The sequence below is a fragment of the Streptomyces showdoensis genome, from assembly GCF_039535475.1.
GTDB lineage: Bacteria > Actinomycetota > Actinomycetes > Streptomycetales > Streptomycetaceae > Streptomyces > Streptomyces showdoensis.
On sequence record NZ_BAAAXG010000013.1, the window covers coordinates 1 to 17,515 of the forward strand.

At 71.8% G+C, this 17,515-nt stretch carries 14 protein-coding genes and 3 pseudogenes; 8 read left to right on the forward strand and 9 right to left on the reverse strand.

Annotated elements, in window-relative coordinates; genetic code table 11:
* Positions 1–12: 12 nt before the first annotated feature.
* The 8 genes and pseudogenes from ABD981_RS09055 to ABD981_RS09090 form a co-directional block, all read right to left on the reverse strand.
* Positions 13–1,294 (reverse strand): annotated as a pseudogene (locus ABD981_RS09055) (MlaD family protein).
* Positions 1,291–2,319, reverse strand: a pseudogene (locus ABD981_RS09060) (MCE family protein). Before ABD981_RS09060 ends, ABD981_RS09055 begins: the two co-directional pseudogenes overlap by 4 nt.
* Positions 2,319–3,365, reverse strand: a complete 1,047-nt coding sequence (locus ABD981_RS09065; protein WP_046907614.1) for an MCE family protein — start codon at positions 3,363–3,365, stop codon at positions 2,319–2,321. The pseudogene ABD981_RS09060 and the gene ABD981_RS09065 overlap by 1 nt, the downstream one beginning before the upstream one ends.
* A complete protein-coding gene (locus ABD981_RS09070; RefSeq protein WP_046907538.1) occupies positions 3,362–4,417 on the reverse strand; it encodes an MCE family protein in 1,056 nt (351 codons plus the stop codon). Before ABD981_RS09070 ends, ABD981_RS09065 begins: the two co-directional genes overlap by 4 nt.
* Positions 4,414–5,667: an MCE family protein gene (locus ABD981_RS09075; protein ID WP_046907539.1), complete on the reverse strand. Its 1,254-nt coding sequence runs from the start codon at positions 5,665–5,667 to the stop codon at positions 4,414–4,416. Before ABD981_RS09075 ends, ABD981_RS09070 begins: the two co-directional genes overlap by 4 nt.
* Before the next feature lies 1 nt (position 5,668).
* Complete coding sequence (locus ABD981_RS09080) at positions 5,669–6,475, reverse strand: MlaE family ABC transporter permease (RefSeq protein ID WP_046907540.1); 807 nt, start codon at positions 6,473–6,475, stop codon at positions 5,669–5,671.
* 5 nt (positions 6,476–6,480) lie between these two features.
* Positions 6,481–7,245 carry an MlaE family ABC transporter permease gene (locus ABD981_RS09085; RefSeq protein ID WP_046907541.1) on the reverse strand — a complete coding sequence of 255 codons (765 nt, stop codon included), beginning with the start codon at positions 7,243–7,245 and terminating at the stop codon, positions 6,481–6,483.
* Complete coding sequence (locus ABD981_RS09090) at positions 7,242–8,252, reverse strand: ABC transporter ATP-binding protein (RefSeq protein ID WP_046907542.1); 1,011 nt, start codon at positions 8,250–8,252, stop codon at positions 7,242–7,244. The genes ABD981_RS09085 and ABD981_RS09090 overlap by 4 nt, the downstream gene beginning before the upstream one ends.
* 725 nt (positions 8,253–8,977) lie before the next feature.
* Here ABD981_RS09090 and ABD981_RS09095 point away from each other — a divergent pair.
* From ABD981_RS09095 to ABD981_RS09115, 5 genes and pseudogenes are all read left to right on the forward strand, one after another.
* Positions 8,978–9,607, forward strand: coding sequence for a hypothetical protein (locus tag ABD981_RS09095; RefSeq protein WP_046907543.1), 630 nt, complete (start codon positions 8,978–8,980; stop codon positions 9,605–9,607).
* Positions 9,608–9,706: 99 nt separating this feature from the next.
* Entirely contained in the window at positions 9,707–10,015 is a 309-nt protein-coding gene (locus ABD981_RS09100) for a hypothetical protein (RefSeq protein WP_046907544.1), read from the forward strand.
* A 62-nt stretch (positions 10,016–10,077) separates the two neighbouring features.
* Positions 10,078–11,685 (forward strand): DUF6801 domain-containing protein, encoded by a 1,608-nt coding sequence (locus tag ABD981_RS09105; RefSeq protein ID WP_046907545.1) that lies wholly within the window; start codon positions 10,078–10,080, stop codon positions 11,683–11,685.
* Positions 11,686–11,757: 72 nt separating this feature from the next.
* Positions 11,758–12,702: a hypothetical protein gene (locus ABD981_RS09110; protein WP_046907546.1), complete on the forward strand. Its 945-nt coding sequence runs from the start codon at positions 11,758–11,760 to the stop codon at positions 12,700–12,702.
* A 212-nt stretch (positions 12,703–12,914) separates the two neighbouring features.
* Positions 12,915–14,127: pseudogene (locus ABD981_RS09115) on the forward strand (PucR-like N-terminal domain-containing protein).
* Between the two features lie 275 nt (positions 14,128–14,402).
* On the opposite strand, the gene ABD981_RS09120 reads toward ABD981_RS09115, so the two are convergent.
* A complete protein-coding gene (locus tag ABD981_RS09120) occupies positions 14,403–15,413 on the reverse strand; it encodes a quinone oxidoreductase family protein (protein ID WP_046907548.1) in 1,011 nt (336 codons plus the stop codon).
* A 257-nt stretch (positions 15,414–15,670) separates the two neighbouring features.
* On the opposite strand from ABD981_RS09120, the gene ABD981_RS09125 reads away from it, so the two are divergent.
* Genes ABD981_RS09125 through ABD981_RS09135 form a run of 3 tightly spaced genes read left to right on the forward strand, consistent with a single transcriptional unit; the run spans position 15,671 to position 17,514 of the window.
* Positions 15,671–16,309, forward strand: a complete 639-nt coding sequence (locus ABD981_RS09125) for a TetR/AcrR family transcriptional regulator (protein WP_046907549.1) — start codon at positions 15,671–15,673, stop codon at positions 16,307–16,309.
* Positions 16,299–16,916, forward strand: a complete 618-nt coding sequence (locus ABD981_RS09130; protein ID WP_046907550.1) for a hypothetical protein — start codon at positions 16,299–16,301, stop codon at positions 16,914–16,916. Before ABD981_RS09125 ends, ABD981_RS09130 begins: the two co-directional genes overlap by 11 nt.
* Positions 16,909–17,514: a GNAT family N-acetyltransferase gene (locus tag ABD981_RS09135; RefSeq protein WP_046907551.1), complete on the forward strand. Its 606-nt coding sequence runs from the start codon at positions 16,909–16,911 to the stop codon at positions 17,512–17,514. The genes ABD981_RS09130 and ABD981_RS09135 overlap by 8 nt, the downstream gene beginning before the upstream one ends.
* The last annotated feature ends 1 nt before the right edge of the window (position 17,515 follow it).

Here is a 17,515-nt window from a genome sequence, read left to right on the forward strand (position 1 = left end):
CGGTACGCGTGATCATCGGCGGTTGCCTCCGTCCGCGGGGGTGGTGACCGGGGGCAGCGGAAGGCCGGTGGCGGCGCGTCCGCCCTGCCGGAGGGTGCCCTCCTCAGGGGCCGGCGGCTCCTCGGGGCCCGGCGTCTCCTCGGGGGGCGTGGGGGGCGAGGTCGGTGTCTCGTCCCGGGGGATCAGGGGCGGGATGACCTCGGTGCCGGGGGCGGCGGCGAGGTGCAGGTAGGTGTTGAGGTAGTCGCCCTTGATGCCCCGCATCACCTCGTCGGTGAAGGGGTACGTGAGGAGGACCTGGAGCGAGTCGGGCAGGTCGGCACCGGCGTCGGCGAGTGCCTTCAGGGTCGGCGCGAGGGCCTTGAGGTCGGCGACCATGTCCTTCTTGCTGGAGTTGACGGTGGAGACGGCGACCCCGGAGAGGGTGTCCAGGGAGCGCAGCATGGTGATGAGGGAGCCGCGCTGGTTCTCCAGCGTCTTCAGGCCGGGCGAGAGGCCGGTGAGGACGGTGTCGATGTCGCCCTTGCGGCCCGCGAGGGTGGTGGAGAGCCGGTTGAGGGCGTCGAGGGCGCCGGTGATGTCCTCGCGGTGCTCGTCGAGGTTCTTCACCAGGGTGTCGACCCGGTTGAGCATGGAGCGGACCTCGGGTTCGCGGCCGCCGAGCGCCTTGTTGAGTTCGCGGGTGATGGTCTTGAGCTGGTTGACGCCGCCTCCGTTGAGGAGCAGGGAGAGGGCGCCGAAGACCTCTTCGACCTCGGTGTTGCGGCTGGTGCGGGCGAGCGGGATGACGGCGCCGTCGGCCAGGCGGGGGCCGTCGTCCCGGCCGGCCGAGGTCTGCCGGACGCCGTCCGCGCCGGTGCCGGTGCCCGTGCTCGTACCGGTGCGGAGGGGGGCGACGAGCTCGATGTACTTCTCGCCGAGGAGGCTGGACTGCTCCAGGCGGGCGTTGGCGTCGGCGGGCAGCCGGACGTCGCCGTTGATCCTGAGGGTGACGCGGGCGGTCCAGCCGTCGGGGCCCGGCTCGATGCGGGTGACGCGGCCGACGGCGACGTCGTTGACCTTCACCGCGGCCTGCGGCACGAGGCTGAGGACGTCGGTGAGTTCGGCGGTGACGGTGTAGGGGTGGGAGCCGAGGTCGGCGCCGCCGGGGAGGGGCAGGTCCTCGATGCCGTCGAAGCGGAACGGGGTGCCGGGCAGCAGGCCCCAGGACGGCCGCGAGGCCGAGGCCGAGGGCGACCGCACCGGCGGCTGCGGCTCCGGCGGCCCTGCGGGAGGGCAGTGCGCGCTTCGTCATCGCCGCTCCCTCCCGCCGCTCGTCGCGCCGCCGCCGGTGACCGGCAGCGGGAGCAGGGGGCCGCCCAGGCCGATCTCGTTGAGGTTGGCGCGGCCGGTGAGGGTGCGGGTGTCCCGGTCGTAGGCGTTGACGAGGTTGCCGGCGGCGAGCGGGGGCGGTGTCCAGGGCCTCGGCGAGGGAGGCGCGCTGGTCGACGACGGGTCTGGGTGAGGGGCACGAGCCGGGCCACGTTCTTCTTGAGCTCGCCCCGGTTCTCCTTGATGAAGGTCTTGACCCGGGCGAGGGCCTTGGCGAGTTCCTTGAGCGCGCCGGAGAGGTCGTCCTTGTTCTCGGCGAAATTAGCCGACGACCTCGTCGAGGCGTTCCTGGGCGGTCCGGACGTCGCCGTCCTTCTCCTTGAGCATGGTGGTGAAGGTCTGGAGCTGGCCGAGGGCGGCGAACAGGTCGTCGCTGCTGCCGTCGAGGGTCTTGGTGGCCTTGCCGAACTGTTCGATGGAGGTGCCGATGGCGGCGCCGTTGCCCTTGAGGTTCTTCGCTCCGGTGTTCAGGAGATCCGAGAGGGCTCCCTCTGCGTTGGCCCCCTTGGGTCCGAGGGCGTCGCCGAGCTCGGTGATGGACCGGTAGAGCTGGTCGATCTCGACGGGGACCCGGTTGCGGGAGGCGGGGAGTTCGGCTCCGTCGGCGAGGGCGGGGCCACTGCTGTAGGCGGGGGTGAGCTGGACGTAGCGGTCGGCGACGATGCTGGGGGCGACGACGACGGCGCGGGCGTCGGCGGGGACGCGGACCCCCTCGTCGAGGCGGAGCCGGACGCGGACCCGGGTGCCCTCCGGGCGGACCGATTCGACCTCGCCGACGCGGACGCCGAGGATGCGCAGGTCGGAGCCGGCGTAGACGCCGACCGCCTGGTCGAACCAGGCGGTGACGCTGGTGCCTTCGGCTTCGAGGACGCCCCCGGCGGTGAGGCCGCCGGCCGCGAGCACCACGAGGGCGACGCCCGCCACGAGGGGTTTTCTGGCTCTGGCCATCACTCACCGCTCCCTTGGGCGGCCGCCTTCTGCTTCGGCGGCATGCATCCGGTCGTGGGCTGGGAGCCCTCGGGCAGGTAGGTGCGGGGCACCACACCGCACAGGTAGCTGTCGAACCAGCGGCCGTTGCCGAGGGTGTTGCCGACGAGCCGGTAGTACGGGCCGACCAGCGCGAGCGTCTTGTCGAGCTGGCCGCTGTTCTTCTCCAGCACCGCGGTGACCCGGCCGAGGGCCTTCAGGGTGGGACCGAGCTGGCGCTCGTTGTCGCCGACGAGGCCGCTGAGCTCGGTACCGAGGGCGCGGCTGCCCTTGAGGAGGGAGCGGATGGCCTCGCGGCGCTTGCGGAGTTCGCCCAGGAGGGAGCCGCCGTCCTCCAGGAGGATCTCGAAGCTGGACTTCTTGTCCGCGAGGGTCTTGGTGAACCGGTTGCTGTTCTCCAGGAGGCGGGCGAGTTCGGCGTCGCGTGTGGAGACGGTCTTCGACAGGGCGGAGAGGCCCTCGGCGGCGCTGCGCACGTGCGGCGGGGAGTCCTTGAAGGTGTCGGAGATCGTCTCGAAGCTCTCGGCGAGCTTCTTGGTGTCGATGGCGTCGCTGGTGCGGCTGAGGTCCTGGAAGGCCTCGGTGACGTCGTACGGGGAGGTGGTGCGGGTCTGCGGGATGCGGGTGCCGGGGTTCTGGGGCGCGGAGCCGAGCGGGTCGAGGGCCAGGTACTTCTCGCCGAGGAGGGTCTTGACGGCGATGGCGGCGGTGGAGCGGTCGCCGACCCAGGCGTCGCCGACCTCGAAGGTGACCTTGACCTTGGGTCCGTCGAGGGCGACGCCGGTGACCTCGCCGACCTTGACGCCGGCGATGCGGACCTCGTCGCCGGTGTCGAGTCCGGCGGCCTCGGAGAAGTCGGCGCTGTAGGCGGTGCCGCCGCGGGCGAAGGGGAGCCGGTCGGCGTTGTAGGCGACGGCGGCGAGGAGGGCGAGGACGACCAGGCCGACGACGGCGACGGCGATCGGGTTGCGCTCCTTCACGGGCTTGAGTCCGGTGCGGGGGCTCATCCGCGGCACCTCGATTCGGTCACGGCGATGCCGGTCGGCGGCCTGGAGCCGTCGGAGGTGCCCACGCCGGTGACGCGTGCCTCGCACAGGTAGAGGTTGAACCAGGACCCGTAGGAGGAGAGGCGGGCGAGGGCGGTCATCTTGCCGGGGGTGTGGGCGAGGAAGGCCTCGATGTCGGGGGTGTGCGCGCCGAGGGTGCCGGAGAGGCGGCCGAGCTCGCGGATGTCCTTCTTGAGCGGGGCGCGGCCTTCCTGGAAGAGACCGGCGGTGGTGGTGGCGAGGTCGCCGACGGCCTGGACGGCCTGGCCGAGCGGCTTGCGGTCGGTGTTGAAGCCGGTGACGAGCTTCTGGAGGGTGACGACGAGGTCGTCGAAGGCGGCCTCGCGGTGGTTGATGGTGGTGAGGACGGTGTTGAGGTTGGTGACGACCCGGCCGATGACCTGGTCCTTGGCGGCGACGGTCCGGGTGAGGGAGCCGATGTGCCGCATCAGGCTGTCGACGGTGCCGCTCTCGCCCTGGAGCACCTGGACGAGGGAGTCGGCGAGGTCGTTGACGTCGGCGGGCGAGAGTCCCTCGAAGAGCGGCTTGAAGCCGTTGAAGAGGAGGGTCAGGTCGAGGGCGGGGGTGGTGCGGTCGAGCGGGATGGTGTCGCCGTCCCGGAGGGTGCCGGCGATCTCGCCGCTGCCCCGGCCCAGGGAGACGTACCGCTGTCCGACCATGTTGAGGTACTTGACGGCGGCGGTGGCCGAGCGGGGCAGGGCGCGGTCCTCGCGGACGGTGAAGGTGACCTGGGCGGTGCGGCGTTGGACCACGCGCACGTCGGTGACCTCGCCGACCTTGACGCCGGCGATGCGGACGGAGTCGCCCTTGACGAGTCCGGTGACGTCGGTGAAGAGCGCCTTGTAGGAGTGGGTCCGGGAGCCGACTCCGGTGTTGGCGATGCTGAGGCCGAGGACGGCGGTAGCGAGCGCCGTGACCAGGACGAAGACGAGGGACTTGACGAGCGTGCCGGTGAGTCCGCGGCGGCGGGTGTGATCGGTCGGGGAGGTCATCGCAGGGTCACCTCCGCTCCGCGGAAGGCGGGGCCGGCCAGCAGGCTGCTCCAGTCGGGCAGGTCGCCCGGGGCCGTGTGCGCGGCGGGGGCGAGGAGTTCGGTGACGAGGTCGTTCTCCTGCGGGGAGTTGGCCGGGCCGAGGTCCTGCGCGGCGGCCTCGGAGGAGCGCGCGGCGGGGGCGACGGAGGTGCCGAGGTAGGGCACGGGGTAGCAGCGGGGGCCGCCGCCGGAACCGTAGGAGGGGGTGTCGCGGCCGGGGACGTACGCGCCGCGCGAGGGCACGGTGGTGACCTCGACGTGGAGTCCTGGCCGGTCGGTGCCCTTGCCGAGTGCCTTGTCCATGGCGGGGACGAACTGGGCCAGGGTGCGCAGGGTGCAGGGGAAGGACGAGGAGTACGCGGCGAGGAGCTCCAGGGTCGGCCGGCTGGTGGCGCTGAGCCGGATGATGTTGTCCTTGTTCTGCCGCAGGAAGGTGGTGAGGTCCTGGGAGGTCCGGGTGGTGGCGCCGATGGACTCGGCGAGCCGGCTCTCCTGCTCGGCGAGGGTGCCGCTGGTGGTGGTGAAGTCGGTGAGCGCGGTGACGATGTCCGGGGCGGCGTCCGCGTAGAGGTGGCTGACCTTCACGAGTTCTTTCAGGTCGCGGTTGAGCGCGGGCAGTTGGGGGTTGAACTTCCGCAGGTGGGCGTCGAGCGTGGCGAGGGTCTCGCCGAGCTTCTCGCCGCGTCCTTCGAGGGCCTGGGAGACGGCCGAGAGGGTCGCGGAGAGCTTCTGCGGCTGGACGGCGGTGAGCATGGGCAGGACGTTGTCGAGGACCTGCTGGAGTTCGACGGCGTTGCTGGAACGGTCCTGCGGGATGACGGAGCCGGGGGCCAGCCTCCCGCCCGAGGAGGTCTCGGGCGGGACGAGGGCGACGAACCGTTCGCCGAAGAGGGTGGTCGGCAGCATCTGGGCGCGGACGTCGGCGGGGACGTGGTCCAGGGCGCCGGGCTTCATGGCGAGGGTGAGGCGGGCGCCTTCGCCGCTGGCGTCGATGGCGCGGACCTCGCCGATCACGACGCCCCGGAGCTTGACCTCGGCACCGAGGTGCATCTCGTTGCCGACGCTGCCGGCCTCGACGACGACCGGGTCGGAGTCCGTGAAGCGCTTCTGGTAGACGGCGACCGCGAGCCAGGCCAGCAGGGCGGGCACCAGCAGGAAGACGATTCCGGCGAGCCGGAGGCGGGTGGTCCCGCCGCGTGGGTCGCTCATCTCACCCCGCCACCTTCACAGTCGTGGTCGCGCCCCAGAGGGCCAGCGACAGAAAGAAGTCGGTGACGCTGATCAGCACGATGGCGTTGCGCACGGAGCGGCCGACGGCGATGCCGACGCCGGCGGGGCCGCCGGAGGCGCGGAAGCCGTAGTAGCAGTGGGCGACGATCACCATCACGCTGAAGATCAGCACTTTGAGCACCGAGAGGAGGACGTCCGTCGGGGACAGGAAGAGGTTGAAGTAGTGGTCATAGGTGCCCTGGGACTGGCCGTTGAAGAGGACGGTCACGTAGCGGGAGGCCAGGTAGGAGGAGAGCAGTCCGATCGCGTAGAGCGGGACGATGGCGACGACGCCGGCGATGATCCGGGTGGTGACCAGGTACGGCATGGAGCGGATGCCCATGCCTTCGAGGGCGTCGACCTCCTCGTTGATGCGCATGGCGCCGAGCTGGGCGGTGAAGCCCGCGCCGACGGTGGCGGAGAGGGCGAGTCCGGCGACGAGCGGCGCGATCTCCCGGGTGTTGAAGTAGGCGGAGACGAAGCCGGTGAAGGCGGCGGTGCCGATCTGATCGAGGGCGGCGTAGCCCTGGAGGCCCACGACGGTGCCGGTGAACAGCGTCATGGCGATCATGACGCCGATGGTGCCGCCGATGACGCCGAGCCCTCCGGAGCCGAAGGCGACCTCGGCGAGGAGCCGCTGCACCTCCTTGAGGTAGCGGCGCAGGGTCCGGGGGACCCAGAGCAGGGCGCGCACGTAGAACAGGAACTGGTCACCGGACCGGTCGAGCCAGGCGAACGGGGAGGCCATCGGCCTCAGCCTCCCTTCGGCGGGACGATCTGCAGGTAGATGCCCGTCAGCACCATGTTGACGAAGAACAGCAGGAGGAAGGTGATGACGACGGACTGGTTGACGGCGTCGCCGACGCCCTTGGGGCCGCCGCGCGGGTTGAGGCCGCGGTAGGCGGCGACGATGCCCGCGATGAACCCGAAGATCAACGCCTTGAGTTCGCTGATGTAGAGGTCGGGGAGCTGGGCGAGGGCGGAGAAGCTGGAGAGGTACGCGCCGGGGGTGCCGCCCTGGAGGACGATGTTGAAGAAGTAGCCGCCGAGGGTGCCGACGACGGAGACCATGCCGTTGAGGAGCACGGCGACGCCCATGGTGGCGAGAACCCTGGGGACGACCAGCCGCTGGACCGGCGAGACGCCCATGACCTCCATCGCGTCCAGCTCCTCGCGGATCTTGCGGGAGCCGAGGTCGGCGCAGATCGCGGAGCCGCCCGCGCCGGCGATCAGCAGGGCGACGATGAGCGGGCTGGCCTGCTGGATGACGGCGAGGACGCTGGCGCCGCCGGTGAAGGACTGGGCGCCGAGCTGCTGGGTGAGCGAGCCGACCTGGAGGGCGATGACGGCGCCGAAGGGGATGGAGACGAGGGCGGCCGGCAGGATGGTGACGCTGGCGACGAACCAGAACTGCTCGACGAACTCGCGGAACTGGAAGGGGCGTCGGAAGACGGCCCGGCTCACCTCGGCGGCGAGGGCGAAGAGGCGTCCGGTCTGCCGCAGCGCCCCGCCGATCACGAGCCGCTCCCGGCGGCCGGCTCGGTCAGGGCGGGGGCGCCGCCGCGCGCGTAGGTGTCCTGGATGGCGGTGCGGGCGGCGGGCGGGAGCTGGTCGAGCATGCCGAGGACCCGTTCCCGGCGGCGCGCCACCGCGGCGCGCGGCGGGAGGCCGGGCGAGGGTTCCAGCTGCGGCACGATGATGCGGGGGCCGGCCGTCAGGTGCGGGGCGGCGGCGTCGGCCTCGGCGGCGAGGGTGGCGGCGTCCTTCTCCTCGGACATGCCGATGGGCCCTTCGCGGCGGCCCGCGAGGAACTGGGTGACGACCGGTTCCTCGCTGGTCAGGAGGACTTCGCGGGGGCCGAAGGTGACCAGGTTGCGCCGGAAGAACATCCCCATGTTGTCGGGGACGGTGGCGGCGATGTCCAGGTTGTGGGTGACGATCAGCATCGTCGCGTCGATCCGCGCGTTGAGGTCGATGAGGAGCTGCGAGAGGTAGGCGGTGCGGACCGGGTCGAGGCCGGAGTCCGGCTCGTCGCAGAGGACGATCTGCGGGTCGAGGACGAGGGCGCGGGCCAGACCGGCGCGCTTGCGCATTCCACCGCTGATCTCGCCCGGGAGCTTGCCCTCGGCGCCGAGGAGGCCGACGAGGTCGATGCGCTCCATGACGATGCGCCGGATCTCGGACTCCCGCTTGCGGGTGTGCTCGCGCAGCGGGAAGGCGATGTTGTCGAACAGGGTCATGGAGCCGAAGAGCGCCCCGTCCTGGAACATGAGGCCGAAGAGCTTCCGGGTCTCGTAGATGTCCCTCTCGGGGCTGCTGACCATGTCGACGCCATTGATGAGGACACGGCCGTGCTGGGGCTTGAGCAGACCGATGAGCGATTTCAGGAAGACCGTCTTTCCGGTGCCGGAAGGCCCGAGCATGACGCTGACCTCTCCGGCCGGCAGGGTCAGCGAGACGTCCTGCCAGATGTTCTGCTTGCCGAAGGACATGGTCAGACCCTCAACGACTACTTCGATTCCCATTCCACCTCCAGCAAGCCCGCGTCGGGTGTGCACCGCGGGCGCACGGTAAGTCGGTGACGATCACCCGGACAATAGGCATGGCGCAAAATCCTTGATCCGCTTCTTTATTTGTCATCGGGGAGACAAAAGTGCGGTCGGTTCTTGTCTCCGGGGAGACAGTCGGGCGTCCCGTCCCGGAGGGCGGGTGCGGTGGGTGTCCGCTGCGGACGTGCCCGACCCGGCCGGGAGACCGGGGTCGGCACATCCGCCGCAGGGTGGCTCGCGGAGCTGCGCCGACCTGCGGCGGGGCACCGCCCGGCGAACGCTACGACCCAGTAACCTCCCGGAGCAATACGCGAGTGGAGAGTTTTCTGCAATGGGGGGCGGAAGGCCGGATTCTTGTCACCGGTGGCACAATCCTGCTCTTGCCTTTGTCATCCGGAAGAGCGTGGCGACTTCCCCGGCGACCGCCGGAGGGGCGGAACTGTGAATTCGCCTCACAACCGCTTCACGATCGATCATAATCGTCGACATTACGCACCCGGGAACCAAGACGGTTTCGCCTGCCACTCACCTGCCTGACAGGCAATGGGCCACTTCAAAGAATCATGGTCGGCGCCATTGTTCAGCCAAGTTTCCCGCAAGTAACGTCGGTGGCGCGGCCAGGGAAACGTCGAGCCGCCGGCCGCTCGTCCCCGTCGCGGCCAACCCTCTGCCGGTCCGTCTCCAAGGAGAGTCCCAGAGTCATGAAGAAGTCGATCAGAAACCTCGCCGTGGTCGCCGGCGGCGCCTCCGCCGCCTTCGCCCTCGCGATCTCGCCGGCCTCGGCGGTGCCCTCGACGGTCTGGACCGTCAGCCCCAACCCGGCCAGCATCACCGCCGTCAACAGCGGCAACGTCGTCCTCACGGTCAACGGCATCGCCATGACGTGTACGAAGTCGAACGGCGCGGGCAGCGGTGCGAGCACCACCGGCAACCCGGCGACCGTCGGCACCATCACCTCCATGGCCTTCGGTGCCGCCGGCGCGCCCTGCACCAGCGTCCTCGGCCCCGTCACCGCCGTCCCGGTCACCCCCTGGACGATCGTGGCGCAGGACTACACCGCCGCGACCGGCGTCACCAAGGGCTACGTCGGCAACGTCGACGCCAACGTCTCCGTCGGCGCCTGCAACTTCCGCGTGACGGGCAAGGCGACCGGCACCTACACCAACTCCACGGGCGCGCTCGCCGTGAACAGCCTCGCGGGCGACCTCACCGTCGTCTCCTCGTCCGGCTGCGGCTCGGCCGTCCCGGTCGGCGCCAAGCCCACCTTCAAGGGCACGTACCTCTTCAAGACGAGCACCGGCATCCCGACCATCGTCGGCTCGAACCCGTAAGGGCTCAGGACCCCGCGTCCGCCCGGCCGGTGACCCCGGCCGGGCGGGCGCGGGTCTGTCCGCGTTCCCGACCGCCCCGCCCCCTGGAGGCCCCGCGCCATGAAGAAGCCGACCGGAAGAAGGTCCGCTCCCGCCGCGCCCGGCGTCACCGAGGGCCGCGTCGACACCGTGGACCCGACGGTCTCCGGCGGCTCCCCCTCCTTCCGGGCCCGGGGCAAGGCGTCCGCCCCGTCCACCGACGCGACGGGCCGGCCGGTCATCGACGGCACCGCCGGCCTGCTGCTGATCACCCAGTCCACCGACGGCACCGTCCTCCCGGTCGGCGGCAGCGTGGGCGTCAAGGCCGCGCACCGGCTCGAGCTCGCAGGGGGCGGAGCCACCGCGACGATCGTCGGCACCGCCCCCTGACCCCCGGCCCACCGGCCCGGCACCACCCCCGCGTCAGCGAACGACCCCGAGCGGAGCACCAGATGAACGGCCTCCGGCCCACCCCTCGCCCCACCCGGACCCGCACCCGCGTGCGCGGTGCGGCGATCGCCGCGTTCGTGGCGCTCGCCCCCCTGCTTCCGGCCTCGGCCGTCGCCGCCGGGACGCTGAAGGCCGACGCCGCGCTGCCCTACGTCTGCGCCCTGCCCTCGGGGCAGCGGGCCGCGACCGTGCGGATCACCGCCGCCTTCCCCGAGCGGGTCGCGGTCGGCGAGGAGATCCTGCCCACCGACGTCACCACGACGGTGGAGTTCCCCGAGCCCGCCGTGGCCGAACTGACCGCGCTCAAGGCCGCCACCGTACGGGCGGAGACCCGGCTCACGGTCGGCGTGGCCCAGGGCGAGCAGCGGACCGAAGCGACGTGGAGCGGCACCGGGCAGCCCGCCGCCGTCCCGGCCGAGGGGCCGCTCGCGCTCACCACGACCGGGGACGTGCCGTCCCTGACGCCCGGCACCGCGGGCGGACTCTCCCTCACGGCCGGCGCGTTCGGCGTGGACCTCGCCCTGAGCACGGCCGAGGGCACGGCCACCGCCCCCGCCTCGCTCTCCGTGACCTGCGCCCCCGCCGACCCGGACGGCCGCACGCTGCTGGCCGAGGTCCCGGTCGGCACCGGGACCCCCACCGCGGAACCGGGCACGACGCCGCCGTCCCCGGGCACCCCGTCGCCCTCGCGTCCGGCCCCGGGGGTCCCGGAGCGGGACGCCGGGAAGGACGCGGGACGCCCGGCCGCGAAGGTCCCGCGCGCGGGGCAGGGCCCGGCGGCTGCCGACGACGACACGCCGGGCACCCCGGGGCCCCGGCCGGCCGCGCCGCCCTGCCTCACCAAGGAGCCGACCCCGATGTCGCTGTCGGCCTACATCACCGGATACTCCAACGTGCGGAAGCTGGCGGGCGCCTCCCTCATACCGCTGACCTGCGTCCTGATGGAACAGGCCGAGCCGGAGATCATCACCGGGGGAACCGAGGACGAGCCGGAGACCCATCTGATCAACAAGGCGGTGGGGCACTTCTCCACCCAGGGGCGCAAGCAGACCCCGCCCTTCAAGGCGACCTTCCTGACCTTCGGGTTCGCCCCGACCACCGCCACCCTGGTGCTGGAGCAGACGGGCCCCCTGACGCTCTACTCGGACACCCTCCTCGCCCTGCCGTACAACATCAGCAAGACGTACGTCCGGGCCCCCCTGGTGCTGCGCGTCCTCGACGTCCGGGTCAACGGCACGCGGCTGAAAGTCGGTTCCTCCTGCCGCACGGAGAAGCCGCTCTCCTCCCCCGAGCCCGACCCCGCGACGTACCCCGGGGACCACATGGTGCTGGTGGGCAAGGGCCAGTACGTCTGGGGCGAGCCCGCCACGGGCTACCTCCTGACCGGCGGCGGACCGCTCGTCGGCGAGGTCACCATCCCGGCCTTCAAGGGGTGCGGCACGGGCGGCGAGAACCTCGACCGGCTGCTCACCGCCTCCATCTCCGGATCCGGCAACTACGTCCGGCAGATCCAGGGCCAGACCTGCAACATCCTCAACCCGTTCCCGCCGATCGACCCCGAGTGCACCGACGACGGCCAGCCGTACCAGGTCCCCAAGCCCGCGCGCTGACCCGTGGCCCCGGCCCCCTCGCCCCTCACCGACCTTCACCGACCTTCACCCGTCTCCCAGGAAGGCTCCCCCATGCCCCTCGTCTCCACCCGCACGAAGCTGGCCGCCGTCTCCGCGCTCACGGCCCTCGGATCCTTCGCCGCCATGGGCACGGCGACCGCCGCCGGTCCGCAGCTGAACGGCAGTTGGGCGCCGCTCGACCGGTGCCCGGTGGACGCCCCGGCGATGCTCGCCGCGGACGGCATCGACGCCACCCCGCAGTGCGTCGTCTCGTACTCCCTCAGCGGCTCCATCAAGCTGGGGAACACGACGGTGACCACCGGGAAGACCAACCTCCAGTTCGGCGCCGTCCAGAACATCGACGGCACCACCACCGTCCTCGGGACCTCGGGCAGCTCGCTGATCGCGGACTCGGCCACGGTGCCCGGCGGGCTGCTGGGGCTGATGTGTCCGAGCGACATCCCCTTCATCACCGACATCTGCCGGCAGCTGTCGGACGCCAAGCTCAACAAGATCACCGCCACCATGGAGTCGGCCGGCGCCCCCTCGAACTTCGACCAGATCGCGGGCGTCGTGACCGACCAGCCGATCGTGACCGTCCCGGTCCGCATCCGCCTCCAGAACCCCTTCCTTGGCGACAACTGCTACATCGGGTCGAAGGCCAACCCGATCCTGCTGCGGCCGAAGAACGCCAACGCGCCCGAGTTCGGCTTCGAGCAGTTCAACGGCGACGGCTCCCCCAACGCGGAAGGCGAGATGAGCCGCCTCAACCTGCTCGGCTCCACCCAGTACGACGACAGCTTCGCCGTCCCCGGAGCGAGCGGCTGCGGCCTGGGCTGGTTCGGCGTGATCGACGCGGCCGTCAACCTCAAGACGGGGCTGCCCTCCGCCGCCGGCAAGAACAAGCTCATCCTCAACAACACCCAGACACACCTCGCCGGCCTCTTCGCGCCCGGTCTCGCCGCCCCCGACGCGGGCAAGAACCTGTCCCGGAACTGGCACTCCGCCGTCAAGTAACGGCCACCCGGGGGCGATAACCGGCCTACTCCCGGGAACGGTGCCCCCTCCAATCAACAACTCTTACTCAAGTTGTGTACAGCACCCAGCAGTTGATCTAACTTCAGCAGTCCCCGTTGGTACACACCTGACGGTTACGGCGGCGCCCACCACGCCAGGTTGGGCGCCGTGCTCATTCCGCACCGGTCACCCAGAGAGCAAGGGATCGGTTCATGACCGCCATCGCACCACCCACGAACGCCGGCGAACCGCTCGACCCCCCTCCCCCGCGAATTCGCCGAACTGATGCGCCCGGAGATCCCGAGCCTCATCAAGGAGATCGGGGTCGAGGTCCAGCGGACCTACCCCGTGTACGCCCACCTCTTCGCCGGACCCCACGTCGACGCGATCCGCCAGGGCATCGAACAGGCGCTGACCGCCTTCGTCGAACGGGTCGCCAACCCCACCGTGACGTCGGCGCTCCGCGACGACCTGCTGCGCAAGTTCGGCCGGGTCGAGGCGTACGAGGGCCGAGACCTCGACTCCCTCCAGGGCGCCTACCGCCTCGGTGCCCGCATCGCGCTGCGCCGGGCCAAGTACATCGGCCGCACCTACAACCTCTCCCCCACCCTGATCCTGGCCTTCGCCGACGCGCTCTTCGCCTACGTCGACGATCTGGAGGCGCTCTCCCGCGAGGGCTATCTGGCGGTCCAGGCCCGGGGAGTCTCCGACACGGCGGCGCTGCGCAGACAGCTCCTCCACCTGGTGGCCACCGGGTCGCCGTTGCCCCAGGGCGCCATCGCCGCGCTGTGTCTGGAGGCCGGATGGGAGATGCCCGCCGAGTGCACCCTGGTCGCCCTGCGCCCGCCGGCCGCCGAACTGCTGCCGCCCGCGCTCGACCGGGACGTGCTGGTCGAGCCCACCCTGCCCCAGCCGCACCTGCTCGTCCCCGGGCCCCTCTCGGGCGAGCGGCTGGCGATGCTGGAGTCCGCGCTGGGCGGCGTGCACGCCGTCATCGGGCCGACCCTGCCCTCCGCGCAGGCAGCCCACTCACTGCGCTGGGCGCGCCGGCTGCTCCAGCTCATCGACGAGGGCGTCGTGCCGGACGCCCCCGTGGTCCACTGCGACGATCACCTGACAACGTTATGGCTGCTCTCCGACACCGCTCTGGTGGACCACCTCGCCGCCCGTGAACTCGCCCCGCTGGACTCCCTCTCCGGCACCCGGCGCGACCGGCTGGTCGAGACACTGCGGGTCCACGTCTCCACCCGGGCCCCGGCGGAGCAAGTCGGCGAAATGCTCGGCGTACACGCCCAGACGGTCCGCTACCGGCTGCGGAACCTGGACCACCACTTCGGCCGACGGCTCCACGACCCGGAGCACCGCTTCGCCCTCGAAGCCGCCCTGCGCTCGCTCCACCTGCGCGCGGGGAAGCACCGGCACTGAGGCCACCGGCCTCCCCCCTCCCCCCACACCACACCTCCTCCCGCGCCTTCCCCCCACCGCGCGGTGTTCTCCCCGGAGGCCGACGGACGGCGGGCGCCCGCGTGGACGGCGGGCATACGGAGGGCGCCGCTCCGAGTCCTTGGATCCGACAGCACCGGCTCGGCCGACTCACCGCGGCCGCGTGCCGGACACGGTCGGGGATCCCGGCGATGACGGTCGGCCACGCATGCCCTCGACGTCTCCGTCTCCACGATCCCCGACCTCGTCACCCGCGATCAGCTCTGCGCCTCCTCGCGGCGTCCCACAGCGGCCGCGTCGGGTACGACGAGCAGCTTGCCGGTGGTGCGCCGGGCCTCCAGGTCGCTGTGGGCCCGGGCGGCCTCGGACAAGGCGTAGCGGCCCGTCACGGTGACCTCAAGCGCCTTGGAGCGCACCCACTCGAACACATCGGCGGCCCGTCGGAGCAGTTCGGAGCGATCGGCGATGAAGTCCCCGAGGCTGGGCCGGATCAGGGTCAGCGATCCGCCGTGGGCGAGCCGAATCGGGTCGAACGGCGGCACGGCACCACTCGCCGCGCCGAAGAGCACGAGATGGCCGCGGCTTCGCAGGCTGGCGAGGCTCGCGTCGAAGGTGTGCGCGCCGACGCCGTCGAAGACGACCGGCAGTCCCTGACCGCCGTTGAGCCGCCTCACCTCGGCCGCGAGGTCGTCGACCGCGGAGGAGAGGATCACCTCGGCGGCCCCGGCACGCTTCGCCGGCTCGGCCTTGGCCGTGGTGGACGTCGTGCCGATCACCCTGCCGCCGAGATGGGTGATGAGCTGGGTCAAGAGCAGCCCCATGCCGCCGGCGGCCGCGTGCACGAGCACCGTGTCGCCCGCCTGAACCGGGTAGGCGTCCTTGACGAGATAGTGCGCGGTCATCCCTTGGAGGAGCACGGCGGCGGCCGTCTCGAAGTCGATGTCGTCGGGCAGCGGCACCAGCCGGGAGGAGTCCACGACGGCCCGCTCGGCATACGTGCCGGGAATCTCCACCCAGCCGACCCGGTCCCCGACCGCGACGTCGGCGACGCCGGGCCCCACTTCGACGACCGTGCCGGCGCCCTCGGAGCCCGGGGTGAAGGGCAGCGGGACGCTGTACCGGCCCTCGCGGTGGTAGACGTCGAGGAAGTTGACCCCGGATGCGGCGACCTCCACGACCGCCTCGCCCGGACCCGGCCGCGGCAGGTCGACCTCGACCTCCCGCAGCACCTCGGGACCCCCCACTTCGTACACCTGAATCGCTCGCATGACCCCTCCGATGATCGGCTCGTCCCCCCACCAACCCCGTTGACGGCGCTCCGATTCCCGGCAGGCGTCCCAGCCCCCGGCCGAGAGCTGGGACGCCTGCTGCGCACCCGGGTGCGGGACGGGGCCAGGCGTGTACGGGGCGGGACACGACCGTTCCGGGGCGCGGGGTGCGCGCGACCACCGTGCCGGGTGCCGCCCCGCTGATTCACCCCCAGGGTGTACTAGCGGTACACCCCACCAGTACGTACTATCGATACATGCCCCTTCCCCGGTTCGACCGCCTCCCCGCCGAACGTCAGGAGCTGATCCTGGCCACCGCGCGCCGCCACTTCGCCGACCACGGCACGGAAGGCGCCTCCTACAACAAGATCATCGAGGCCGCGGGCTTCTCGAAGACCGCGGCCTACCACTACTTCGACGGCCGGGAGGACCTGCTCTCCGCCGTTCTCGACGGCGTGCTCGACCGGCTGCTCGGCGCTCTCGGCCCGTGGGTCCCCGTCGCGGACGAGGCGGAGTTCTGGGCCCGCCTCGAAGCGGGCGCCGGCGCGCTCGCCGCCCATCTGTACGGCCATCCGGACGACCTGGCCCTGGCCGACGCGGCGATCGGGCACACCCGCGACGGCGACGCCCCGTGGCCGGCGTGGTTCGACGCGCTGGTCTCGAACGGCCGGCAGCTGGGGGTGATCCGCACCGACGTGGACCACGGACTCCTGGTGGCGGTGACCGCGGCGGTCGTCAGGGCCGCCGACACCTGGGCCCTCACGCGCATGCAGGCCTCGACGAAGCCCTCGGAACCGGCGGTCGGCAACGAGGGCGCGCAGCTGTGGAGCCTGCTGCGGGGCTTGTGGAGTGCGGCCGGGTCCTTCTCGGAAGAGAGGAAATCCGATGCGCGCTGACGTCGAGATCGTCTGGGACGTCCCCGACACCCCGCCCGGACTCGCCGGCCGCCTGGAGCGGTTCATGGGCCCCGGGAAATCGCGGTCCGAGTCGGCGGTGGAGACCGCGGGGCTCATCGTGTGCGGCTCCCTCCTGGCCGCCGGAGTGTGGACCTCGGGGATCTGGCACGGCTGGTCGACGGCGCGGTACGCGGTGGTGGCCCTGATCGGACTGGACCTCATCGGCGGAGTCCTCACCAACGCGACCAACGCCGCCAAGCGCTGGTACCACCGCCCGGCCCCGGGCGCCAGGCGCGCCCGCCTCCTCTTCGTCTCCGCGCACCTGCTCCACCTCCTCGCCATGGGCCTGGTCGTCCTCTCGGGCGACTGGCGCTGGACGCTCGCCAACGGCGCGCTCCTCCTCGCCGGCGCCGCCGTCGTGGAGTTCACCCCCCTCCCTCTCAAGCGCCCCGTCTCGATGGCCGTCTTCACGGCCGCCACCCTGGTGAACCTGTTCTGGCTCGAAGTCCCCTCCCCCCTCGCCTGGTTCGCCCCGCTCTTCTTCCTCAAGCTCCTCGTCTGCCACCTCGTCCCCGAGGCCCCCCTGCAGAGGAGGCACCGTGCCTGAAAGCACACCACCGCCCTGGCGCGTCGTCTCGCCGCCGGACCCGACCACCTGCGCCTGCACCCTCGCCGCCGCCTTCTCCCACGAGCCCGCCGCCTCCTGGATCTGCGGCGACTCGCAGCGCTCCCGCACCGCCTGGTTCGAGACCACGCTGCGCACCCACGCCACCCTCCCCGGCGCCCTCCGCCACACCCTCACGACCCCGGACGGCCGCTCCGTCGCCGCGGCGGTCCTCACCCCGCCGCACACCGGCCCCAGCGCGCCGGCCCGCGCGTCCTGGGCGGCCCGCACGCTCCTCCGCTGCGGCCCCCGCGCTCTCCGGCGCACCCTGCGGTACCTCGACCACGCCGAGTCCGCGACCCCGCCCGGCGCCTGGACCCTGGAGTTCATCGGTGTACGACCCGACTTCGCGGGCCGCGGCGCCGGCTCCTTCCTCCTGCACCACCTCCTCGCGACCACACCCGCCCCGTCCGGCTTCTTCCTGACCACGGCGGATCCCGCGAACGTGCCCTTCTACCGCCGCTTCGGCTTCACCGATCCGGACCGCACGAGAGTGGGGCCCCTGGAGATCCACGCCATGGCGAGACCGGGCGCCTGCTGAC